17 protein-coding genes and 3 tRNA genes are annotated in these 18,594 nt (G+C 70.7%); 3 read left to right on the forward strand and 17 right to left on the reverse strand.

The features are described 5' to 3' along the window. Positions 1-100: 100 nt before the first annotated feature. The 11 genes from rpoB to ACGFZP_RS36765 all read right to left on the reverse strand — a co-directional run bounded on the left by rpoB (position 101) and on the right by ACGFZP_RS36765 (position 11,654). Positions 101-3,577, reverse strand: coding sequence for a DNA-directed RNA polymerase subunit beta (gene rpoB / locus ACGFZP_RS36715; RefSeq protein ID WP_387949072.1), 3,477 nt, complete (start codon positions 3,575-3,577; stop codon positions 101-103). A 660-nt stretch (positions 3,578-4,237) separates the two neighbouring features. Next, positions 4,238-4,621, reverse strand: coding sequence for a 50S ribosomal protein L7/L12 (gene rplL / locus ACGFZP_RS36720; RefSeq protein ID WP_387949071.1), 384 nt, complete (start codon positions 4,619-4,621; stop codon positions 4,238-4,240). Between the two features lie 89 nt (positions 4,622-4,710). Next, positions 4,711-5,274, reverse strand: a complete 564-nt coding sequence (rplJ, locus tag ACGFZP_RS36725) for a 50S ribosomal protein L10 (RefSeq protein ID WP_387949070.1) — start codon at positions 5,272-5,274, stop codon at positions 4,711-4,713. 353 nt (positions 5,275-5,627) lie between these two features. After that, positions 5,628-6,488, reverse strand: coding sequence for a hypothetical protein (locus ACGFZP_RS36730; RefSeq protein ID WP_392941192.1), 861 nt, complete (start codon positions 6,486-6,488; stop codon positions 5,628-5,630). A gap of 143 nt (positions 6,489-6,631) precedes the next feature. After that, positions 6,632-7,468 carry a hypothetical protein gene (locus ACGFZP_RS36735; protein ID WP_392941194.1) on the reverse strand — a complete coding sequence of 279 codons (837 nt, stop codon included), beginning with the start codon at positions 7,466-7,468 and terminating at the stop codon, positions 6,632-6,634. A 96-nt stretch (positions 7,469-7,564) separates the two neighbouring features. Beyond that, on the reverse strand, positions 7,565-8,350 hold the full coding sequence (locus ACGFZP_RS36740; protein WP_392941195.1) for a hypothetical protein: 786 nt from the start codon (positions 8,348-8,350) through the stop codon (positions 7,565-7,567). A gap of 204 nt (positions 8,351-8,554) precedes the next feature. Further along, the gene (gene rplA, locus ACGFZP_RS36745) at positions 8,555-9,277 is read right to left on the reverse strand and encodes a 50S ribosomal protein L1 (protein ID WP_392941197.1); all 723 of its coding nucleotides are present in this window, start codon (positions 9,275-9,277) and stop codon (positions 8,555-8,557) included. 90 nt (positions 9,278-9,367) lie between these two features. Beyond that, complete coding sequence (rplK, locus tag ACGFZP_RS36750) at positions 9,368-9,802, reverse strand: 50S ribosomal protein L11 (RefSeq protein WP_392941198.1); 435 nt, start codon at positions 9,800-9,802, stop codon at positions 9,368-9,370. A gap of 161 nt (positions 9,803-9,963) precedes the next feature. Next, entirely contained in the window at positions 9,964-10,866 is a 903-nt protein-coding gene (gene nusG, locus ACGFZP_RS36755; protein ID WP_392941199.1) for a transcription termination/antitermination protein NusG, read from the reverse strand. Positions 10,867-11,078: 212 nt separating this feature from the next. Then, the gene (gene secE / locus ACGFZP_RS36760; RefSeq protein ID WP_387949063.1) at positions 11,079-11,432 is read right to left on the reverse strand and encodes a preprotein translocase subunit SecE; all 354 of its coding nucleotides are present in this window, start codon (positions 11,430-11,432) and stop codon (positions 11,079-11,081) included. A 149-nt stretch (positions 11,433-11,581) separates the two neighbouring features. Beyond that, a tRNA-Trp gene (locus tag ACGFZP_RS36765) sits at positions 11,582-11,654 on the reverse strand. A gap of 226 nt (positions 11,655-11,880) precedes the next feature. Here ACGFZP_RS36765 and ACGFZP_RS36770 point away from each other — a divergent pair. Next, the gene (locus ACGFZP_RS36770) at positions 11,881-13,128 is read left to right on the forward strand and encodes a pyridoxal phosphate-dependent aminotransferase (RefSeq protein ID WP_392941201.1); all 1,248 of its coding nucleotides are present in this window, start codon (positions 11,881-11,883) and stop codon (positions 13,126-13,128) included. A 119-nt stretch (positions 13,129-13,247) separates the two neighbouring features. Then, complete coding sequence (locus ACGFZP_RS36775) at positions 13,248-14,279, forward strand: adenosine deaminase (protein ID WP_392941209.1); 1,032 nt, start codon at positions 13,248-13,250, stop codon at positions 14,277-14,279. Between the two features lie 13 nt (positions 14,280-14,292). Here the strand turns inward: ACGFZP_RS36775 and ACGFZP_RS36780 are convergent, their stop codons facing one another. From ACGFZP_RS36780 to ACGFZP_RS36805, 6 genes are all read right to left on the reverse strand, one after another. Then, positions 14,293-15,339 (reverse strand): UDP-N-acetylmuramate dehydrogenase, encoded by a 1,047-nt coding sequence (locus tag ACGFZP_RS36780; protein ID WP_392941210.1) that lies wholly within the window; start codon positions 15,337-15,339, stop codon positions 14,293-14,295. A 58-nt stretch (positions 15,340-15,397) separates the two neighbouring features. Continuing rightward, positions 15,398-15,820: a MaoC family dehydratase gene (locus ACGFZP_RS36785; RefSeq protein ID WP_392941203.1), complete on the reverse strand. Its 423-nt coding sequence runs from the start codon at positions 15,818-15,820 to the stop codon at positions 15,398-15,400. A 4-nt stretch (positions 15,821-15,824) separates the two neighbouring features. Next, positions 15,825-16,283 carry a MaoC family dehydratase N-terminal domain-containing protein gene (locus tag ACGFZP_RS36790; protein WP_392941205.1) on the reverse strand — a complete coding sequence of 153 codons (459 nt, stop codon included), beginning with the start codon at positions 16,281-16,283 and terminating at the stop codon, positions 15,825-15,827. Positions 16,284-16,412: 129 nt separating this feature from the next. Further along, entirely contained in the window at positions 16,413-16,577 is a 165-nt protein-coding gene (gene rpmG / locus ACGFZP_RS36795; RefSeq protein ID WP_006604855.1) for a 50S ribosomal protein L33, read from the reverse strand. A gap of 83 nt (positions 16,578-16,660) precedes the next feature. Next, a tRNA-Met gene (locus tag ACGFZP_RS36800) sits at positions 16,661-16,733 on the reverse strand. 43 nt (positions 16,734-16,776) lie between these two features. Continuing rightward, positions 16,777-16,849: transfer RNA gene (locus tag ACGFZP_RS36805), tRNA-Thr, on the reverse strand. 299 nt (positions 16,850-17,148) lie between these two features. On the opposite strand from ACGFZP_RS36805, the gene ACGFZP_RS36810 reads away from it, so the two are divergent. Next, on the forward strand, positions 17,149-18,420 hold the full coding sequence (locus ACGFZP_RS36810; RefSeq protein WP_392941207.1) for a hydrolase: 1,272 nt from the start codon (positions 17,149-17,151) through the stop codon (positions 18,418-18,420). Positions 18,421-18,594: the final 174 nt, after the last annotated feature.

Below are 18,594 nucleotides of genomic sequence, written 5' to 3' on the forward strand. Positions count from 1 at the left end.
GGTCGTCAAGCCCTCTTTCGTAAGTCGAGAGTCGTTCATGTGGTCTGAGGGGGGCCTGGGGGCGGGCCGGCTGCTCAGCGGGCAGCCGGCCCAACCTCCGTCAGACCTCTTCGACGCTGCTCGGCTCGCGCCGGGACAGGTCGATGCCGAGCTCCTCGGCGGCGCGGAACACGTCCTCGTCGGAGTCCCGCATCTCGATGGACTGGCCGTCCGAGGACAGCACCTCCACGTTGAGGCAGAGCGACTGCATTTCCTTGATGAGAACCTTGAAGGACTCGGGAATGCCGGGCTCGGGGATGTTCTCGCCCTTGACGATGGCCTCGTAGACCTTCACGCGGCCGAGCACGTCGTCGGACTTGATGGTGAGGAGCTCCTGCAGCGCGTAGGCCGCGCCGTACGCCTCGAGGGCCCACACCTCCATCTCACCGAAGCGCTGACCACCGAACTGCGCCTTACCACCGAGCGGCTGCTGGGTGATCATCGAGTACGGACCGGTCGAACGGGCGTGCAGCTTGTCGTCGACCAGGTGGTGCAGCTTGAGGATGTACATGTAGCCGACCGAGACCGGCATCGGGAACGGCTCACCGGAGCGGCCGTCGAACAGCCGGGCCTTGCCGGTGGAGTTCACCAGGCGCTCACCGTCACGGGTGAGGGTGGTGTTGTCCAGCAGGCCGGTGATCTCGTCCTCGCGGGCGCCGTCGAAGACCGGGGTGGCGAGGTTGGTGCCGCCCTGGACGGTGTCGGCGCCGATCGCCTGCAGGCGCTGGGCCCACTCGTCGGCGAGGCCGGAGACGTCCCAGCCCTGCTTGGCGAGCCACCCGAGGTGAATCTCCAGGACCTGCCCGGGGTTCATTCGGGACGGGACACCCAGCGGGTTGAGGATGATGTCGACCGGGGTGCCGTCCTCCAGGAACGGCATGTCCTCGACCGGCAGGATCTTCGAGATGACGCCCTTGTTGCCGTGGCGGCCGGCGAGCTTGTCACCGTTGGTGATCTTGCGCTTCTGGGCCACGTAGACGCGGACCAGCTGGTTCACGCCCGGGGGCAGCTCGTCGCCCTCTTCGCGGTCGAAGACGCGGACGCCGATGACCTTGCCGGACTCACCGTGCGGCACCTTCAGCGAGGTGTCGCGGACCTCACGGGCCTTCTCACCGAAGATCGCGCGGAGCAGGCGCTCCTCCGGGGTGAGCTCGGTCTCGCCCTTGGGCGTGACCTTGCCGACCAGGATGTCGCCGGTGACGACGTCGGCGCCGATCCGGATGATGCCGCGCTCGTCGAGGTCGGCGAGGACCTCCTCGGAGACGTTCGGGATGTCCCGGGTGATCTCCTCGGGGCCGAGCTTGGTGTCACGGGCGTCGACCTCGTGCTCCTCGATGTGGATCGAGGAGAGGACGTCGTCCTGCACGAGGCGCTGCGACAGGATGATCGCGTCCTCGTAGTTGTGACCCTCCCACGACATGAACGCCACGAGCAGGTTCTTGCCGAGGGCCATCTCGCCGGAGTCGGTGCAGGGGCCGTCGGCCAGCACCTGGTTGACCTCGACCCGGGAGCCCTCGTCCACGAGCACCTTCTGGTTGAAGGCGGTGCCCTGGTTGGAGCGGGTGAACTTGGCGGCCCGGTACGTGGTGTAGGTGCCGTCGTCGTTGGCCACGGTGACGTAGTCGGCCGAGACCTCCTGGACCACGCCCGACTTCTCGGCGGTGATCACGTCGGCGGCGTCGACCGCGCAGCGGTACTCCATGCCGGTGCCGACCAGCGGGGCCTCGCTCTTCAGCAGCGGCACCGCCTGGCGCATCATGTTCGAGCCCATGAGCGCGCGGTTGGCGTCGTCGTGCTCGAGGAACGGGATCATGGCGGTCGCGACCGACACCATCTGGCGCGGCGAGACGTCCATGTAGTCGATCTCGGTGCCCGGGATGTAGTCGATCTCGCCGCCACGGCGGCGGACCAGGACACGCGGCTCGGCGAAGGTCAGCTCCGGCGTCAGCGGGGCGTTGGCCTGCGCGATGACGTAGCGGTCCTCCTCGTCGGCGGTGAGGTAGTCGACCTGCTCGGTCACGGCACCGTCGACGACCTTGCGGTACGGGGTCTCGATGAAGCCGAAGGCGTTGACCCGGCCGTACGAGGCCAGCGACCCGATCAGACCGATGTTCGGGCCTTCCGGGGTCTCGATCGGACACATGCGGCCGTAGTGCGAGGGGTGCACGTCACGGACCTCGAAGCCGGCGCGCTCACGGGAGAGACCACCGGGACCGAGTGCGGACAGACGGCGCTTGTGGGTCAGGCCCGACAGCGGGTTCGTCTGGTCCATGAACTGCGACAGCTGGCTGGTGCCGAAGAACTCCTTGATGGAGGCGACGACCGGCCGGATGTTGATCAGGGTCTGCGGCGTGATCGCCTCGACGTCCTGGGTCGTCATGCGCTCGCGCACGACGCGCTCCATACGGGCGAGACCCGTACGGACCTGGTTCTGGATGAGCTCGCCGACGTTGCGCAGGCGACGGTTGCCGAAGTGGTCGATGTCGTCGACCTCGACCACGATGTCGCGGCCGGCGCCGTCCTGCCACTCGGTCTCACCCGCGTGCAGCTTCACCAGGTACTTGATCGCACCGATGATGTCGGGCTCGGTGAGCACGCCGGAGTCCAGCGACTCGGCGTTGCCCAGCTTGCGGTTGACCTTGTAGCGGCCGACCTTCGCGAGGTCGTAGCGCTTCGGGTTGAAGTAGAGGTTCTCGAGCAGGGTCTGCGCGGCCTCACGGGTCGGCGGCTCGCCGGGGCGCAGCTTGCGGTAGATGTCGAGCAGCGCGTCGTCCTGGCCCTGGGTGTGGTCCTTCTCCAGGGTCGCGCGCATCGACTCGTACTCGCCGAACTCCTCGAGAATCATCTCGTTGGTCCAGCCGAGAGCCTTGAGCAGCACGGTGACGGACTGCTTGCGCTTGCGGTCGATGCGGACGCCGACCATGTCGCGCTTGTCGATCTCCATCTCCAGCCAGGCACCACGCGAGGGGATGACCTTGCAGGAGTAGATGTCCTTGTCGGACACCTTGTCCAGGGTGGAGTCGAAGTACACACCCGGGGAGCGGACGAGCTGCGACACGACGACACGCTCGGTGCCGTTGATCACGAACGTGCCCTTGTGGGTCATGAGCGGGAAGTCGCCCATGAAGACCGTCTGAGACTTGATCTCACCGGTCTCGTTGTTGGTGAACTCGGCCGTGACGAAGAGCGGGGCCGCGAACGTGAAGTCGCGGTCCTTGCACTCGTCAATGGAGTTCTTCGGCGGCTCGAAACGGTGGTCGCGGAAGGTCAGCGACATCGACCCGCTGAAGTCCTCGATCGGGGAGATCTCCTCGAAGATCTCCTCCAGACCGGACTTCGTGGGGACGTCCTGACCACTCTCCAGGGCCGCCTCGACCCGGGACTTCCAGGCCGCGTTGCCGAGCAGCCAGTCAAAGCTCTCGGTCTGCAGGGCCAGGAGGTTCGGGACCTCAAGGGGCTCCTTGATCTTCGCGAACGAGACGCGGAGCGGGGCGGTGGATGCGGCGGAATTGTTCGAGGCGTTGCGCGGCGCGGCCAAGAGGGGGGTCCTTCCGAGGGCTCGGAGCTCACTACGCGCGTACCGGCCGGGCCTTGCCGAGGGAGAACTCCCAGGTCAGGGCAGTGCACGCTCCGGGCGACGAGTCACGGAGCAGCTAACAGGCAGCGCAAAGGGACAGTGTAGCCAAACGGCACACTGCTGTCCAGCTCTGATTCGGAAACCGAATCGGAGACTCCTCCCGGTAGCCGGCGGACGCGTACGCCCACCGGGTACTGCACTCGCCCGGACGATGCCGGGCCCCCACAACTCACGTGGAGTCACTTCCCGCCGGAGCCACTGGTTATGCATCCAGAAGCAAACCAACCGGGCGGACTCGCGCCTTGAGAATCGCGCGCCTCGCCTGGTTCGTCAAGGGCCCGCCTCCGGCGCGGGCCTCGACCTGTCTATCGGCCGAGAGGCCCCGGGCGTTACAGAAGCCGTGGTGGGGGCCACTCTCGATGACAGCGATCACCATACCCGCCCGCACCGACAGTGCCGAGTGCCCTCTCGGCCACACCGGTGGTGGCGGGTCTGCGCGCCCCTCTGGGGCCAGGTACGCAAAAAGACCGGGCCGACCACCCGCAAGGGTGATCGGCCCGGCCTCAGACCCCCTCAGAGGGGGTCGGGAAATGCCTCCCGGCCACTAGGGCCGGGGGAAAGTCACTTGACGGTGACCTTGGCGCCGGCACCCTCGAGGGCGGCCTTGGCCTTCTCGGCAACGTCCTTGGCAACCTTCTCCAGGACCTTGGCACCAGCGGTGTCAACGAGGTCCTTGGCCTCCTTCAGGCCGAGGGAGGTCAGGGTGCGCACCTCCTTGATGACCTGGATCTTCTTGTCGCCGGCACCGTCGAGGATGACGTCGAACTCGTCCTGCTCCTCAACGGCCTCGGCAACGGCGCCCGGGCCGGCGATGCCGGCCACGGCGACCGGGGCGGCCGCGGTGACGTCGAACTTCTCCTCGAAGGCCTTCACGAAGGCAGCGAGCTCGATGAGGGTGAGCTCCTCGAACTGCGCGAGCAGCTCGTCCTGGGACAGCTTCGCCATGATGGCGTCCTTCCACTAAATCGGCAGGTGGTGCCGTATGTACGGGTTGGGCGGGCACGGGCCCGCAGCGAGGCGTGAGCCTGGCCGAATTACTCGGCGGCAGCGTCCTCGGCGGCGGGAGCCGGCGTACCGGCACCGCCCTGCTCGACCTTGTCGCGAAGCGCGTCCACGGTGCGGACGAGCTTCGAGGGCAGGGCCTGGAAGAGCGCGGCAGCCTGGGACTGCTTGCCCTTCATGGCGCCGGCCAGCTTGGCGAGCAGCACCTCGCGGGACTCGAGGTCCGCGAGCTTCTTGATGTCATCGGCGGACAGCGCCTTGCCATCAAGGACACCGCCCTTGATGATCAGAGCGGGGTTCTCCTTGGCGAAGTCACGCAGAGCCTTCGCCGACTCCACCGGGTCACCGGTGACGAAGGCGACAGCCGTCGGACCCGCGAACAGGTCGTCGAGCTCCGTGATCCCGGCCTCGTTGGCCGCAATCTTGGTCAGCGTGTTCTTCACCACGGCGTACTGGGCGTTGTCACCCAGCGAGCGGCGCAGGGTCTTAACCTGCTTCACCGTCAGACCGCGGTACTCGGTCAGCACGGCCGCGTTCGAGGCACGGAACTTGTCCGTGATCTCGGCGACGGCGGCAGCCTTGTCGGGCCTTGCCATAGGCGTACGCCTCCTTCCGTGATGTCGAAATCGGGCCGACCGCAAAAGTCGACCATCTGCGCCTCGGACCGGCCGGCCGTACGGAAGGAAAGCTCCTGCGGAAAAGCAGATGAGCCCCGGTGCGCAGGCGCACGGGGCTCAGTACGACCTCGACAGGCCCGCGAACAAACGCGGACCCGGAAGTCCAAGCTCCAAACACTCCTGCGCGGGCTGCCTGCGACGAGTCGCAGATCCTTCGGTCCCCGACACCCTTGCGGGCGCACGGCGACAACCAGCGGTCTTTGGCTTCGGTAACAGTAGCCGGAGCGGGCCGTCCGGGGCAAATCGCCCGAGGCAGACGGCCCGCAGGGCGCTCAGCGGGCCAGCGGGGAGGTGCTGCGGGTGCCCGCGTCCACGGTGTCGGCCTCGGCCGGCGCCTGCACCGAGAGGCTCCCGGCGAACTCGGAGTAGACCACCGAGTCGTCCTGGCGGCCGCTGTCCCCCGTCCCGGTGCGCTGCAGCTTGACCAGCTGGTCCCGGTCGTTCAGCCAGAGGTCCAGGGTGAGCGACACCGAGCCGCCGGGGGCGAGCGCGGTGCGCAGTCCGTCCCGGCGGGCCTGGCTCAGCTGGGACTGGGCGGCCGCGTACCGCTCGGCGGTGGTGGTGACCCGGTAGTGCTCGACCGCCGAGTCGTCGAACTTCTCCTCGCCGACGTACTGCGCGTCCACCCCGTCGGCGGTGGCGGCGGCCAGCGCCGCCATCGGGTTGAGCAGGTCGATCAGGCCGGCGTACGGGATCTCCCGGTGGCCGTCCTGGCCGGGCGCGCCGGAGAACCGCTCCCAGTGCCGGCCGCCCTGCCGGGCTGCGGTGGCGGCGTCGCCGCCCTGGTAGGCCACGGTGTCCACGACGATCAGCTGCTCGGCCTCGGCCGGGGTGGAGCGGTGGACCTGGAGGGCCGTCTTGGGCAGCCAGAACAGCGGCCCGCCGCCGGCGTCCGCGCCCAGCCGGTAGCTCACCTTGGCCCGGCGGGCGGTCTGCATGGCGATCTGGGAGGAGAGCAGGACGCCGTGCGGCGACCGGTCGGTGGGCTTGGCCGGGCCGGTCGGGGAGGCGCTGGTCGGGGACGGCGTGCCGGACGGCGCCGGCGGCTCGGAGCCGCCCCCGCCGCAGGCCGTCAGGCCGCTCGCCAGCAGCACGGTGGCCACCGTGGCCGCCAGCCGCTGCCGCACCGCCATGTCCCGCTCCCCTTCTCCCGGCCGCCACCGACGGCGACCCTGCTCCGAGCCACCATGCCACCCGGACCGGGGTCGGCCGGTGGCACCCCCCTCGGCCGGCCCTGCGGTGTCGCCGGGCTCCACCGCGCCGGGCCGATCGGCGGCTAGCCCTTACCGTTGAGAATGATCTTGGTGAAGTCCGCCGCACCGGCGATGTCGCCCGCGGCGGGGGCCTCGATCTTCGGTGCGGCACCGAGGCCCGAGTAGGTGACGGTGACGCCCGCCTGCTCGCCGGCCTTGTCGCCGTACTCCTTGAGCTGGACGAGCTCCTGCTTGGCGTTGATCCAGAGGTCGACGGTCAGCGTCTTGCCGTAGGCCTCCAGGGCCTTCTGGACGCTCGCGCGCTGATCGGCCCCGAGCGCGGCCAGCCCCTCGGCCAGCTTGGCCGTCTCCTCGACGACGCGGTAGTGCGTGGTCTGCACCCCTGCGACCGTCTCCGAGCCGACCTTCTCGGGCTTGCCTGCCTGGGCGGCCGCCGTCAGCTGGAGGACCGGGTTGATCATCTGCGCCATGGTCAGGAACATCCCCGCCATCGGGCCCACCAGCGGGTCCTTGGCCTCGCCCCTGGCCCAGTGCCTGCCGCCCAGCGCGGCCGTCACCTCCGGGCCGCCGCCGAGGAAGACGTCGTCCCCGATGATCCGCGCCTTGGTGCCGCCCTTGGCCTGGCCGGTCAGGTCGGAGGAGGTCTTCGCGTGCTGCCACTCGGACGTCCCCGCCGCGGTGTCCTGCTGCGCGACGATCCGGACGCTGCCGTTGCCGGCCTTCTGCATCACCAGCGCCGAGGCGGCCAGGGCCGCCTTCGGGTCCAGATCGAGCACCTTCCCCCCGACCGCGTCCCCTGCGGCCTTCGGCTCGGCCTTGCCGCCACTGCTGCAGGCCGACAGACCGGCCATCAGGACGGCGGCCGTGACGGCCACCGAGACCAGACGCACAGCGCCCATGAGAAATCCCCCCGTTGTGAGCTGAACCCCGGACAATCCCCGGCGGACTCTAACGGATGGCCCCGGCGGACCGGCACCGGTTCGTCCCCGGTCCGATCACCCCGCCGCGGCCGGCGTCTCCGTCTCCGCCTCGGGCTCGGAGACGTCCGTCGTGGTGACCACGGTTCCGCCGGTGCCCTGGGCCGTGGCCCGCAGTCGCAGCAGGCGGTCCCCCGGCGCGACCCAGAAGTCGTAGCCGATCGCCGTGACCCCGCGCTCCCGGTAGTAGGCCAGCACGGCGGAGAGCCGCTCGGGGGTGAAGCCCTGGTCGGCCTCGAAGAACTCGGCGACCGGCGCACTGGCCCGGTAGTGCGCCACCGTGGTCCCCGCGAGCTCCTCGCCGCCGAGCGAGTTGAGCCGCCCGGCCAGGGCCATCGCGTGCACCCGGCCGCCCGGGTTGGAGACCAGTCCGCTCAGCCACCCGCCGGCGTACCCGGCGCCGCCGCCGCGCGGGTCCAGCGACTCGGCCTCGGCCCGCTCCGCCCGCTTCGGCGGCGCGCCGTCGTAGGCGAGGTCGAGCGTGCCGTCCGCGGCCCGCAGCCGGCCGGTGCCCCGCTCGTCGCTGATGGTCAGCTCGGCCGTGTCCCGGGCTCCCCAGACCAGGCTCCCGGTGGCGGAGCGCCGTCCGGCCGGGCCCTCCTCGACCACCTGGACGCGTGCGCCGCCGATGTCGTCGAGGTTCTGGGAGGCCGACAGCAGCACCTGCCTGGGCGGCCGGACGGTCGCGGGGGCGCCCTCCGGGGTGCGGTCCCCCGAGACGGCCAGCAGGCTGCACGCGGTGAGGGCGCCGGCGAGCAGGAGCAGGGCCGCCCCCGAGACGGCGGGACGAGAGGCGGACGGCACGGCACACTCCGGCGGTCGGGCTGCGGGCATGTTCCGAACGGATGATCGGACCGGGCGAGCGTACGACGAGCCGTACAACAGTTCCTCCCCCGCCCGGTCTCGATCCGGAAACGGCGGCGGGCCCGCACCCCCCGGAGGGGGTACGGGCCCGTCGTACGGACTGCTGCTGCGCCCAGGACGCGGCTACCGGTCGGAGCGGAGGGCTCAGACGGCGGCCGGGTCCTCCTCGACCAGGAGGTTGCGGGTGCGGTTCGGGTCCACCAGGACACCGGGGCCGATGGTGGTGGAGACCGCGGTCTTCTTGATGTAGCGGCCCTTGGCGGCGGACGGCTTGGCGCGGAGCACCTCGTCCAGCGCGGCGGCGTAGTTCTCGACCAGCTGCTCGTCGGTGAAGGAGACCTTACCGATGATGAAGTGCAGGTTCGAGTGCTTGTCGACGCGGAACTCGATCTTGCCGCCCTTGATCTCGTTCACGGCCTTGGCCACGTCCGGGGTCACGGTGCCGGTCTTCGGGTTCGGCATCAGGCCACGGGGACCGAGCACGCGGCCGAGGCGGCCGACCTTGCCCATGAGGTCCGGGGTGGCGACGACGGCGTCGAAGTCGAGGCGGCCCTTGGCGACCTCGTCGATGAGCTCGTCGGAGCCGACGATGTCGGCGCCCGCAGCACGCGCGGCCTCGGCACGGTCGCCGGTCGCGAAGACCAGGACCCGGGCGGTCTTACCGGTGCCGTGCGGGAGGATCACGGTGCTGCGGACCATCTGGTCGGCCTTGCGCGGGTCGACGCCCAGACGCATGGCGACCTCGACGGTGCCGTCGAACTTGCTGGTGCTGGTCGCCTTGGCGAGGCGGATGGCCTCGAGGGGGGCGTAGAGGCGGTCGCGGTCGACCTGAGCGTCCGCGGCCTTCAGAGCCTTGCTGCGCTTCACTGCTGCTCCTGAATGGTGAATGGAGTTGTGGTATGCACGGGCCGCGCTGGCCCTACCACAGGGACGAGAAGGGTTCTACCGACGGGTAGATCAGCCCTCGACGGTGATGCCCATCGACCGGGCGGTGCCGGCGATGATCTTCTCCGCCGCGTCCAGGTCGTTGGCGTTCAGGTCGGGCATCTTCACCGTGGCGATGTCACGGACCTGGGCGCTGGTGAGCTTCGCGACCTTGGTCTTGTGCGGCTCGGCGGAGCCCTTGTCGACACCGGCAGCCTTCAGGATGAGGCGCGCGGCCGGCGGCGTCTTCGTAATGAAGGTGAAGGAGCGGTCGTCGTAGACCGTGATCTCCACCGGCACGATCATGCCGCGCTGCGACTCGGTCGCAGCGTTGTAGGCCTTGCAGAACTCCATGATGTTGACGCCGTGCTGACCCAGCGCGGGGCCGACCGGCGGCGCCGGGTTGGCCGCACCGGCGTTGATCTGGAGCTTGATAAGCCCCGTGACCTTCTTCTTCTTGGGAGGCATTTCTCTCCGGGTCCTTCCGAGAGGTGATTGCTGGTGCGTGCGCGGTCAGGGCGACACCCGGCCGCCGCACACACATCGGACCAGGCTAACGCGGATGCGCCGCTGGACCAAAACGGATTCGGGGCGGGGCCGTGGCCCCGCCCCGAATCCGAAGCTCTGTACTAGTTCTTCTGGATCTGGTCGAAGGAGAGCTCGACCGGGGTCTCCCGGCCGAAGATCTCGACCAGGCCCTTGACCTTCTTCGAGTCCGGGTTGATCTCGTTGATGGTCGCCTGCAGGGTGGCGAACGGGCCGTCGGTGACGGTGACCGAGTCGCCGACCTCGAAGTCGAGGACCTGGATCTCGCTGGGCTTGACCGGGGAGGGCTTGCCCGCCTCCTTGGCCGCCTGGCGCTCCACGTCGGGGGCCAGCATCTTGACGACCTCGTCCAGGGTCAGCGGGTACGGGTCGTAGGCGTTGCCGACGAAGCCGGTGACGCCGGGGGTGTTGCGCACGACGCCCCAGGACTCCGGGGTGAGGTCCATGCGCACCAGGACGTAGCCGGGGAGCTTGTTCTGGCGGATGGTCTTGCGGTCGCCGTTCTTGATCTGGACGACCTCCTCCTGCGGCACCTCGGCCTGGAAGATGTACTCCTCGACGTTCAGCGAGACGGCGCGCTGCTCCAGGTTCTGCTTCACCCGGTTCTCGTAGCCGGCGTAGGTGTGGATCACGTACCACTCGCCCGGCATGAACCGGAGGTCCTCGCGGAACTTGGCGACCGGGTCGACCTCGACGGCCTCCTCGGCCTCGGCCTCCTCAGCGGTCTCCTCGTCGGCGGCCTCCTCTGCGGCGGCCTCCTCGACGGCGAGCTCCTCGTCGGACTCCACGTGCAGCGCGGCCTCCTCGGCCGGCTCGCCGGCCTCGGCCTCGTCGTACGCCTCGACCTCGTCCTCTTCGCTGTCCGCGGCGTCCACGATCTGCTCGGCCGACTCGGCTTCGTCAGCCAGCTCGGCCGCGTCCAGCTCGGCGGCGACATCCGCCTCGCGGACGGTCTCGTCGGCGTCGTACAGGGGGGACTCAGACACGGTGGCTGCTTCTTTCCTGGAGATGGTGAAGGTGGCGCGCTCCGGGCCGCTCCGGCACAGCCCCGCTCTCGCGGGCGCGTCAGGAAACGACTCGGAGACTTCAACAGTACCGAGTCAACGGTAGCGGCCTCGTACGTTCGGCGCCGACAGCTCGACCCGGGCCGAAGAATCGGCCCGGGTCGGGAAGCTGTTTCACAGGTGGTGCGGTTCGGTCAGCCGAAGATCCAGAGGCTCAGCTTGGAGAACCCGTAGTCGAGGCCGGCCACGAAGGCCATCACGACCACGACGAACACGACGACGACGGTCGTGTAGTTGACCAGCTCGTTGCGGGAGGGCCAGACGACCTTGCGCAGCTCGGCGATGATCTGGCGGTAGAACAGCGCGAGCCGGGCGAAAGCGCCCATCTTGGCCCGCTTGCCGGACTTCTTGTCGCCGGACCGGTTGGCCCGCTTGCGGTCGCGACGCGACTGCGACTCGCCCTCGGCGGGCGTCGTCTCGGCAGCGCCGTCGGCCCCCTCGGGGTTGCCGCTCTCAGGCGTTGCGGTGGAGCCCGTGGTCTCCGTCACTCGTCCTCACCTGAATCCGGGTCCTGCCGAGCGTCACCTGCGTACCCGAGAGGGTACGAGCGGCCGGCGAAAGCGGTGCTGATCGGTGCCCTCTCCGCATCAAGCCCGCTCGCTCTGTGGAGCGAACGGGCTGAATACGGATCAAGCAGCAGGGCAAGAGGGACTTGAACCCCCAACCGCCGGTTTTGGAGACCGGTGCTCTACCAATTGAGCTATTGCCCTACGGTGCCTTGCGGCTCCAGTAGCGACCACCAACCTACCGCATCCCCCACCGCTGTATGTACAGGCAGTGGAAGTTTTGGCTTCTCGGTGGCCTTCGAGCAGTGAGTGTACGTGGTCCAGGGGTGTTTGGTCGAACCTCTTTCTTCCGGGGCCGCCATGTGGACCGGCGCGAACATATGGTGAAACCGCCATGCCCGGTCCGTCCCGGTTCTGCGACGATGCAGGCATGAGCGCTTCCACCCCGCAGCCCGACAGTTCCGTCCGCCCCGCCGACCGCCGCGTCTCCGCCCGGATCGGCGCCATCGCCGAGTCGGCGACCCTCGCGGTCGATGCCAAGGCCAAGGCCCTCAAGGCGGCCGGCCGACCGGTCATCGGCTTCGGCGCCGGCGAGCCGGACTTCCCCACGCCGGACTACATCGTCGAGGCGGCCGTCGAGGCCTGCCGCGACCCGAAGAACCACCGCTACACCCCGGCCGGCGGCCTGCCCGAGCTGAAGGCCGCGATCGTCGCCAAGACGCTGCGCGACTCCGGCTACGAGGTGGACGCCTCGCAGGTGCTGGTGACCAACGGCGGCAAGCAGGCGATCTACGAGGCGTTCGCGGCGATCCTCGACCCGGGCGACGAGGTCATCATCCCGGCGCCGTACTGGACCACCTACCCGGAGTCGGTCCAGCTGGCCGGCGGTGTGCCGGTGGAGGTCGTGTCCGACGAGACCACCGGCTACAAGGTCTCGGTCGAGCAGCTGGAGGCCGCCCGCACCGGGAACACCAAGGTGGTGCTGTTCGTCTCGCCGTCCAACCCGACCGGCGCGGTCTACACCGAGGCCGAGGCCCGGGCGATCGGCGAGTGGGCGCTGGAGCACGGCCTCTGGGTGCTCACCGACGAGATCTACGAGCACCTGGTCTACGGCGACGCGACCTTCACCTCGCTGCCGGCCCTGCTGCCCGGCCTCGCGGACAAGACCATCGTGGTCAACGGCGTCGCCAAGACCTACGCGATGACCGGCTGGCGGGTGGGCTGGGTGATCGGCCCCAAGGACGTCATCAAGGCCGCGACCAACCTGCAGTCGCACGCCACCTCGAACGTCTCCAACGTCGCCCAGCGCGCCGCGATCGCCGCGGTCAGCGGCGACCTGTCCGCCGTGCACGAGATGCGCACCGCCTTCGACCGGCGCCGCAGGACGATCGTGCGGATGCTCAACGAGATCGAGGGCGTCCTGTGCCCCGAGCCCGAGGGCGCGTTCTACGTCTACCCGTCCGTCAAGGCCCTGCTGGGCAAGGAGATCCGCGGCAGGCGCCCGCAGACCTCCGGCGAGCTTGCCGCCCTGATCCTGGACGAGGCCGAGGTCGCGGTCGTCCCCGGCGAGGCCTTCGGCACCCCGGGCTACCTGCGGCTGTCCTACGCGCTGGGCGACGCCGACCTGGCCGAGGGCGTCGGCCGGATGCAGAAGCTGCTCGGCGAGGCCCGCGACTGACCTCGGGTCCCGTCCTCGTCAACCTGTGACGAGAGCCGCCCCCTTCACCCCTTCGAGGGACGTGGAGGGGGCGGTTCCCGTACCGGGGCCGGATGCGGCAGTATCGGCGAATGGAACGCCTGTCACAGCCACGAGACGTCAGGGACCTCCCCAAGGCCCACCTCCATCTGCACTTCACCGGGTCGATGCGCCCGACCACCCTGCTGGAACTGGCCGACAAACACCGCGTACGGCTGCCGGAGGCGCTCAGCTCCGCCGAGCCGCCCAGCCTGCGGGCGACCGACGAGCGCGGCTGGTTCCGCTTCCAACGGCTGTACGACACCGCCCGCTCGGTGCTGCGCGACGAGCAGGACATCCGCCGGCTGGTGCTGGAGACCGCCAAGGACGAGCGGCGGGACGGCTCGCGCTGGCTGGAGATCCAGGTCGACCCGACCTCGTACGCGCCCCGGCTCGGCGGTCTGATCCCCGCCCTGGAGCTGATCCTGGACGCCGTGGAGCAGGCCTCCGAGGCCACCGGCGTGGGAATCCGGGTGCTGGTCGCGGCCAACCGGATGAAATCCCCGATGGACGCCCGCACGCTGGCCCGCCTGGCCGTCCGGTACGCCGACCACGGCGTGGTCGGCTTCGGCCTCTCCAACGACGAGCGGCGCGGCCTCGCCCGGGACTTCGACCGGGCCTTCGACATCGCCCGCAGCGGCGGACTGCTGGCCGCCCCGCACGGCGGCGAGCTGGCCGGGCCGGAGTCCGTCCGGGACTGCCTGGACGACCTGGGGGCCGGCCGGATCGGCCACGGCGTCCGGGCCGCCGAGGACCCCCGGCTGATGCAGAGGCTGGCGGACCGCCAGGTCACCTGCGAGGTCTGCCCGTCCTCCAACGTCTCGCTGGGGGTCTACGAGCGCCCCGAGGACGTCCCGCTGCGCCGGCTGTTCGACGCCGGGGTGCCGATGGCGCTGGGCGCCGACGACCCGCTGCTGTTCGGCACCCGGCTGGCCGACCAGTACGACCTGGCCCGGGACGTGCTCGGCTTCGACGACGCGGAGCTCGCCGAGCTGGCCCGCCAGTCGGTGCGCGGCTCGCGCGCCCCGGACAGCGTGCGCAAGGAGCTGCTGGCGGACATCGACGCCTGGCTGGTGGACGGCCCCAGGGCATGAGGGCCCGTCCGGCCTAGAGTTTGACGCCGACCATCACCGGTTCGTTGACCAGCTCGACGCCGAAGGCCGCCCGGACGCCGTCGCGGATCTCCCGGGCGAGAGCCAGCAGATCCTCGGCGGTGGCCGCGCCGCGGTTGGTCAGGGCCAGCGTGTGCTTGGTGGAGAGGGTGGCCGGGCCGCTGCCGTAGCCCTTGCCGAAGCCGGCCTTGTCGATCAGCCAGGCCGCCGAGGTCTTGGTGCGGCCGTCCGGCGCGGGGTAGGCCGGGGCGGTGAGCTCGCGCTCGGCCGCCAGCGCCAGGAAGGCGGCGTACTGCTCGCCGGTCAGCACCGGGTTGGTGAAGAAGGAGCCCGCCGACCAGGTGTCGTGGTCCGCCGGGTCGAGCACCATGCCCTTGCCCGAGCGCAGCCGCAGCACCGCCGCGTGGGCCTCGCGCAGGTCGACCGCCTCGCCCTGCTCGACGCCCAGGTGGCGGGCCGTCTCGGCGTAGGCGACCGGGGTGGAGAGCCCGCCGTTGTCCTGCAGGCCGAAGCGGACCCGGAGGACGACGTAGCGGTCCGGGTCGGCCTTGAAGCGGCTGTGCCGGTAGGAGAACTCGCACGCGGCGTTGGAGAGGGTGACCACCTCGCCGGCCCGGCGGTCGTAGGCGACCACCTCGGTGATGGACTGCGCCACCTCCTGGCCGTACGCGCCGACGTTCTGGACGGGCGTGGCGCCGGCCGAGCCGGGGATGCCGGCCAGGAACTCGATGCCGGCCAGGCCGTGCTCCAGCACCGTCCTGGTCACCGCGTCGGCCCAGACCTCGCCGGCGGCCAGCTCCAGCGCGGTGCCGTCCAGCGTGAAGCCGGTGGTGGCGATCCGCAGCACCGTGCCGGGGTAGCCGGCGTCGCCGATCACCAGGTTGGAACCGCCGCCGAGGACCAGCAGCGGCTCGCCGGCCGCATCGGCCTCGCGGACGGCGGCGACCACCTCGTCGTCGGTGGTCGCGGTCACCAGCCGCCGGGCCGGGCCGCCGAGCCTGAGGGTGGTCAGCGGGGCGAGGGGGGCGTCGAGTTCTACCAGCACGCCCCCAGCGTACGGGGGAAAGGGTTGCGCGGAGGAAACCCCTTCCCCCGGGGGCTCAGGCCAGCCGGACGACGGCGCGGGACATGCCCAGCACCTTCTGGCCGCCGTAGGTCGCCAGCAGGTCGACCTGCACCCGGCGGTCGTCCAGCAGCTTGGCGACCTTGGCGGTGACCTCGATCACGGAGCCGACGCCGTCGTTGGGCACCGGCACCGGGCGGGTGAAGCGCACGCCGTACTCGACCACCGCGGCCGGGTCGCCGACCCAGTCGGTGACGACCCGGATCGCCTCGGCCATGGTGAACATGCCGTGCGCGATGACGTCCGGCAGGCCCACCTCCAGGGCGAACCGCTCGTTCCAGTGGATCGGGTTGAAGTCACCGGAGGCGCCCGCGTACTGCACCAGCGTGGCGCGTGTCACCGGGAAGGACTGCGCCGGCAGCTCGGTGCCGACCGCGACCTCGTCATAGCTGATCGCCATCGCGTTACTCCCCCGCCTCGTCGGCGGCCCGGGCCACCAGGGTCATGACCGACGTCACCACGTGCTCGCCGCTCTCGTCCGTGACCTCGCCACGGACGGTGAGCACGTCGTTGCCCGCGAGCGACTTGATGTTGTCGATGGTCACCTCGACCGAGAGCCGGTCGCCGGCCCGCACCGGGCGGGTGTAGACGAACTTCTGGTCGCCGTGCACCACCCGGGTGTAGTCCAAGCCCAGCTGCGGGTCGGCGACGACCTGGCCGGCGGCCCGGTAGGTGAGGACGAACGGGAAGGTCGGCGGGGCGATCACATCCGGGTGGCCGAGCGCCTTGGCCGCCTCGGGGTCGCTGTACGCCGGGTTGGCGTCGCCCACGGCGACGGCGAACTCACGGATCTTCTCCCGGCCGACCTCGTACGGCTCGGTGGGCGGGTACGTCCGCCCGATGAAGGAGGGGTCGAGTGCCACGGGCAACTCCTCGAACTGTCCGGTGGTGCCAACGATGGGTAGCAAAAAACTCCGGGCCGCACCCCAAGAGGGATGCGGCCCGGAGTCAGAGACCTGTTTTCACACAGGCCCGGTGACACCTGAAAGGGGTCAGCGGGTCTCGCGGTGCGCGGTGTGCGAGTTGCAGCGGGGGCAGTGCTTCTTCATCTCAAGACGGTCCGGGTCATTACGCCGGTTCTTCTTGGTGATGTAGTTCCGCTCCTTGCACTCCACGCAGGCCAGCGTGATCTTCGGGCGGACGTCGGTGGCAGCCACGGGAGTGCCTTCCTTGGACAATGAATAAGAACACAACAAGAGTAGCCGACCGGGAGTGCGATCTCCCGACCGACTACGCGGGGTAGCGGTGACCGGACTTGAACCGGTGACACAGCGATTATGAGCCGCTTGCTCTACCAACTGAGCTACACCGCCACAGTGATCCGGAGCACAGCCGAAGCTGACTCCTTCTCACCAGAGCCCCCATGCGGAATCGAACCGCAGACCTTCTCCTTACCATGGAGACGCTCTACCGACTGAGCTATAGGGGCGAACGAGGAAGAGATTACACGTTCCGCGCCCAGAGGTGAAATCCGTATCCCGCCGGGAAGACCGCAGGTCGGCGGGCCGCACGGACGAGCGATCCAAGGCCCGGCGTTCGACCGGCCCGCACCGGGCACGGCCCGACCCGATACGACTTTTGCCCGCCTCCCGGCAGCCCGTGCCCGGGCGCCATAGGCTCGACGCTCATCGATCGTGACAGGCCGGGACCAGGCCGGACCGGGATCCGGACAGGCCGGGACCGGTCCGACCAGCGGCCGACCTGGCCACGGGCAGAAGGAGCCGGGCGATGGACAGCGCACCCTCCGACGGACCGCACCCCGGCCCGGGCCCGGCCGCCAACCCGCTCGGCCACGGCCCCGTCCTGCTGCTCACCGGCGCCCGGCTCGCCGACGGCCGGGTGGTCGACGTCCGGATCAGCGGCGACCGCATCCAGGCCGTCGGCACCGCCGGCAGCCTCGGCCCGATGCCCGCCCTGCCCGGCGCGCCCACCACCACCACCGGCGCCCGGATCGACCTCGGCGGCTACCTGCTGCTGCCGGCCCCCGCCGAGGCGCACGCCCACTACGACGTCGCCTTCTCCGCCGCGCTGGCCGCCCCGCCCCCGGAGACCGCCGCCGACCTCACCCGGCGGGTCACCGAGGCCGCGCTCACCTCGCTCGGCTACGGCGCCACCGCCCAGCGCACCCACGTACGGATCGGCGACGTGCACGGACTGCGCCGACTGGAGGCCGTGCTGACCGCCCGGCAGGCGCTGCGCGGGCTGGCCGAGCTGCAGGCGGTCGCCATGCCCCGGCTGCTCACCGGCCTGGCCGGCGCGGACGGCCGGGCACAGCTGCGCGACGCGCTCAAGCTGGGGGCCACCGCCGCCGGCGGCTGCCCGGAGCTGGACCCCGACCCGGCGGGGTACGTCCAGCTGCTGCTGGAGGCCGCCCGGGAGGCGGACTGCCCGGTCGACCTGCACACCACGGCCGCCGACTCGGCGCAGCTGGCCCGGTTGGCGAGCGCGCTGGCGCCGCTGCGGCCCCGGGTGGCCCTGGGCCCGTGCGGGGCGCTGGCGCCGGGCGGCTCGGGCGTGCTGGCCAGCAGCGGGGTGCGGGTGGTCTGCCTGCCGCAGAACGGCTGCTGCACCGGCCTGGAGGGCCGCGCGGCGGGGCTGCGGCCGGGGCTGCTGCGCGAGCTGGCGACGGCCCGGGTGCCGCTGGCGGCGGGCAGCGGGTCGCTGCGCGACGGGGCCAACCCGGTCGGGCGGGCGGATCCGCTGGAGGCCGCGTACCTGCTGGCGTCCGGCGGGGTGCTGGACCCGGAGGCGGCGTACGACGCGGTGGCGAACCAGGCGCGGGCGGTGCTGGGTCTGCCGCCGGTCCGGGTGGACGCCGGGTTCCCGGCGGAGCTGCTGGCGGTGCGCGGGGACAGCCTGGCGGGGGCGCTCTCGGGCGGGCACAGCCGGCTGGTGGTGCACAGCGGACGGATCGTCAGCCGGACCAGTGCGGTACGGGAGTTCGCCGACACGGTGGCGCTGGCGCTGCCGCGGCAGTCGGGGAGCTCCGGCGGCGGCTGAGCCGCGGGCGGCGGCAGCCCCGGAGGCCCTGGTTCGTGGCGGTGGCCGGCCGGCTCATGCGGGTGTTCCGCCCGGCTGTGCGGCGGGCAGGGTGAGCAGCATGGTGGTGCCGCCGCCGGGGGTGTCCTCGACCTCCAGGCTGCCGCCCATGGCCTCGGCGAGGCCGCGGGAGAG

This window comes from Kitasatospora sp. NPDC048239 (assembly GCF_043202015.1).
Classification (GTDB): domain Bacteria; phylum Actinomycetota; class Actinomycetes; order Streptomycetales; family Streptomycetaceae; genus Kitasatospora.

Excerpts from the sequence above, each read along its gene's own strand:
- rplL (WP_387949071.1), bottom strand. The coding sequence starts at position 4,621 with ATGGCGAAGCTGTCCCAGGACGAGCTGCTCGCGCAGTTCGAGGAGCTC.
- rplJ (WP_387949070.1), bottom strand. The coding sequence starts at position 5,274 with ATGGCAAGGCCCGACAAGGCTGCCGCCGTCGCCGAGATCACGGACAAG.
- ACGFZP_RS36730 (WP_392941192.1), bottom strand. The coding sequence starts at position 6,488 with ATGGCGGTGCGGCAGCGGCTGGCGGCCACGGTGGCCACCGTGCTGCTG.
- ACGFZP_RS36735 (WP_392941194.1), bottom strand. The coding sequence starts at position 7,468 with ATGGGCGCTGTGCGTCTGGTCTCGGTGGCCGTCACGGCCGCCGTCCTG.
- rplK (WP_392941198.1), bottom strand. The coding sequence starts at position 9,802 with ATGCCTCCCAAGAAGAAGAAGGTCACGGGGCTTATCAAGCTCCAGATC.
- ACGFZP_RS36770 (WP_392941201.1), top strand. The coding sequence starts at position 11,881 with ATGAGCGCTTCCACCCCGCAGCCCGACAGTTCCGTCCGCCCCGCCGAC.
- ACGFZP_RS36785 (WP_392941203.1), bottom strand. The coding sequence starts at position 15,820 with ATGGCGATCAGCTATGACGAGGTCGCGGTCGGCACCGAGCTGCCGGCG.
- ACGFZP_RS36810 (WP_392941207.1), top strand. The coding sequence starts at position 17,149 with ATGGACAGCGCACCCTCCGACGGACCGCACCCCGGCCCGGGCCCGGCC.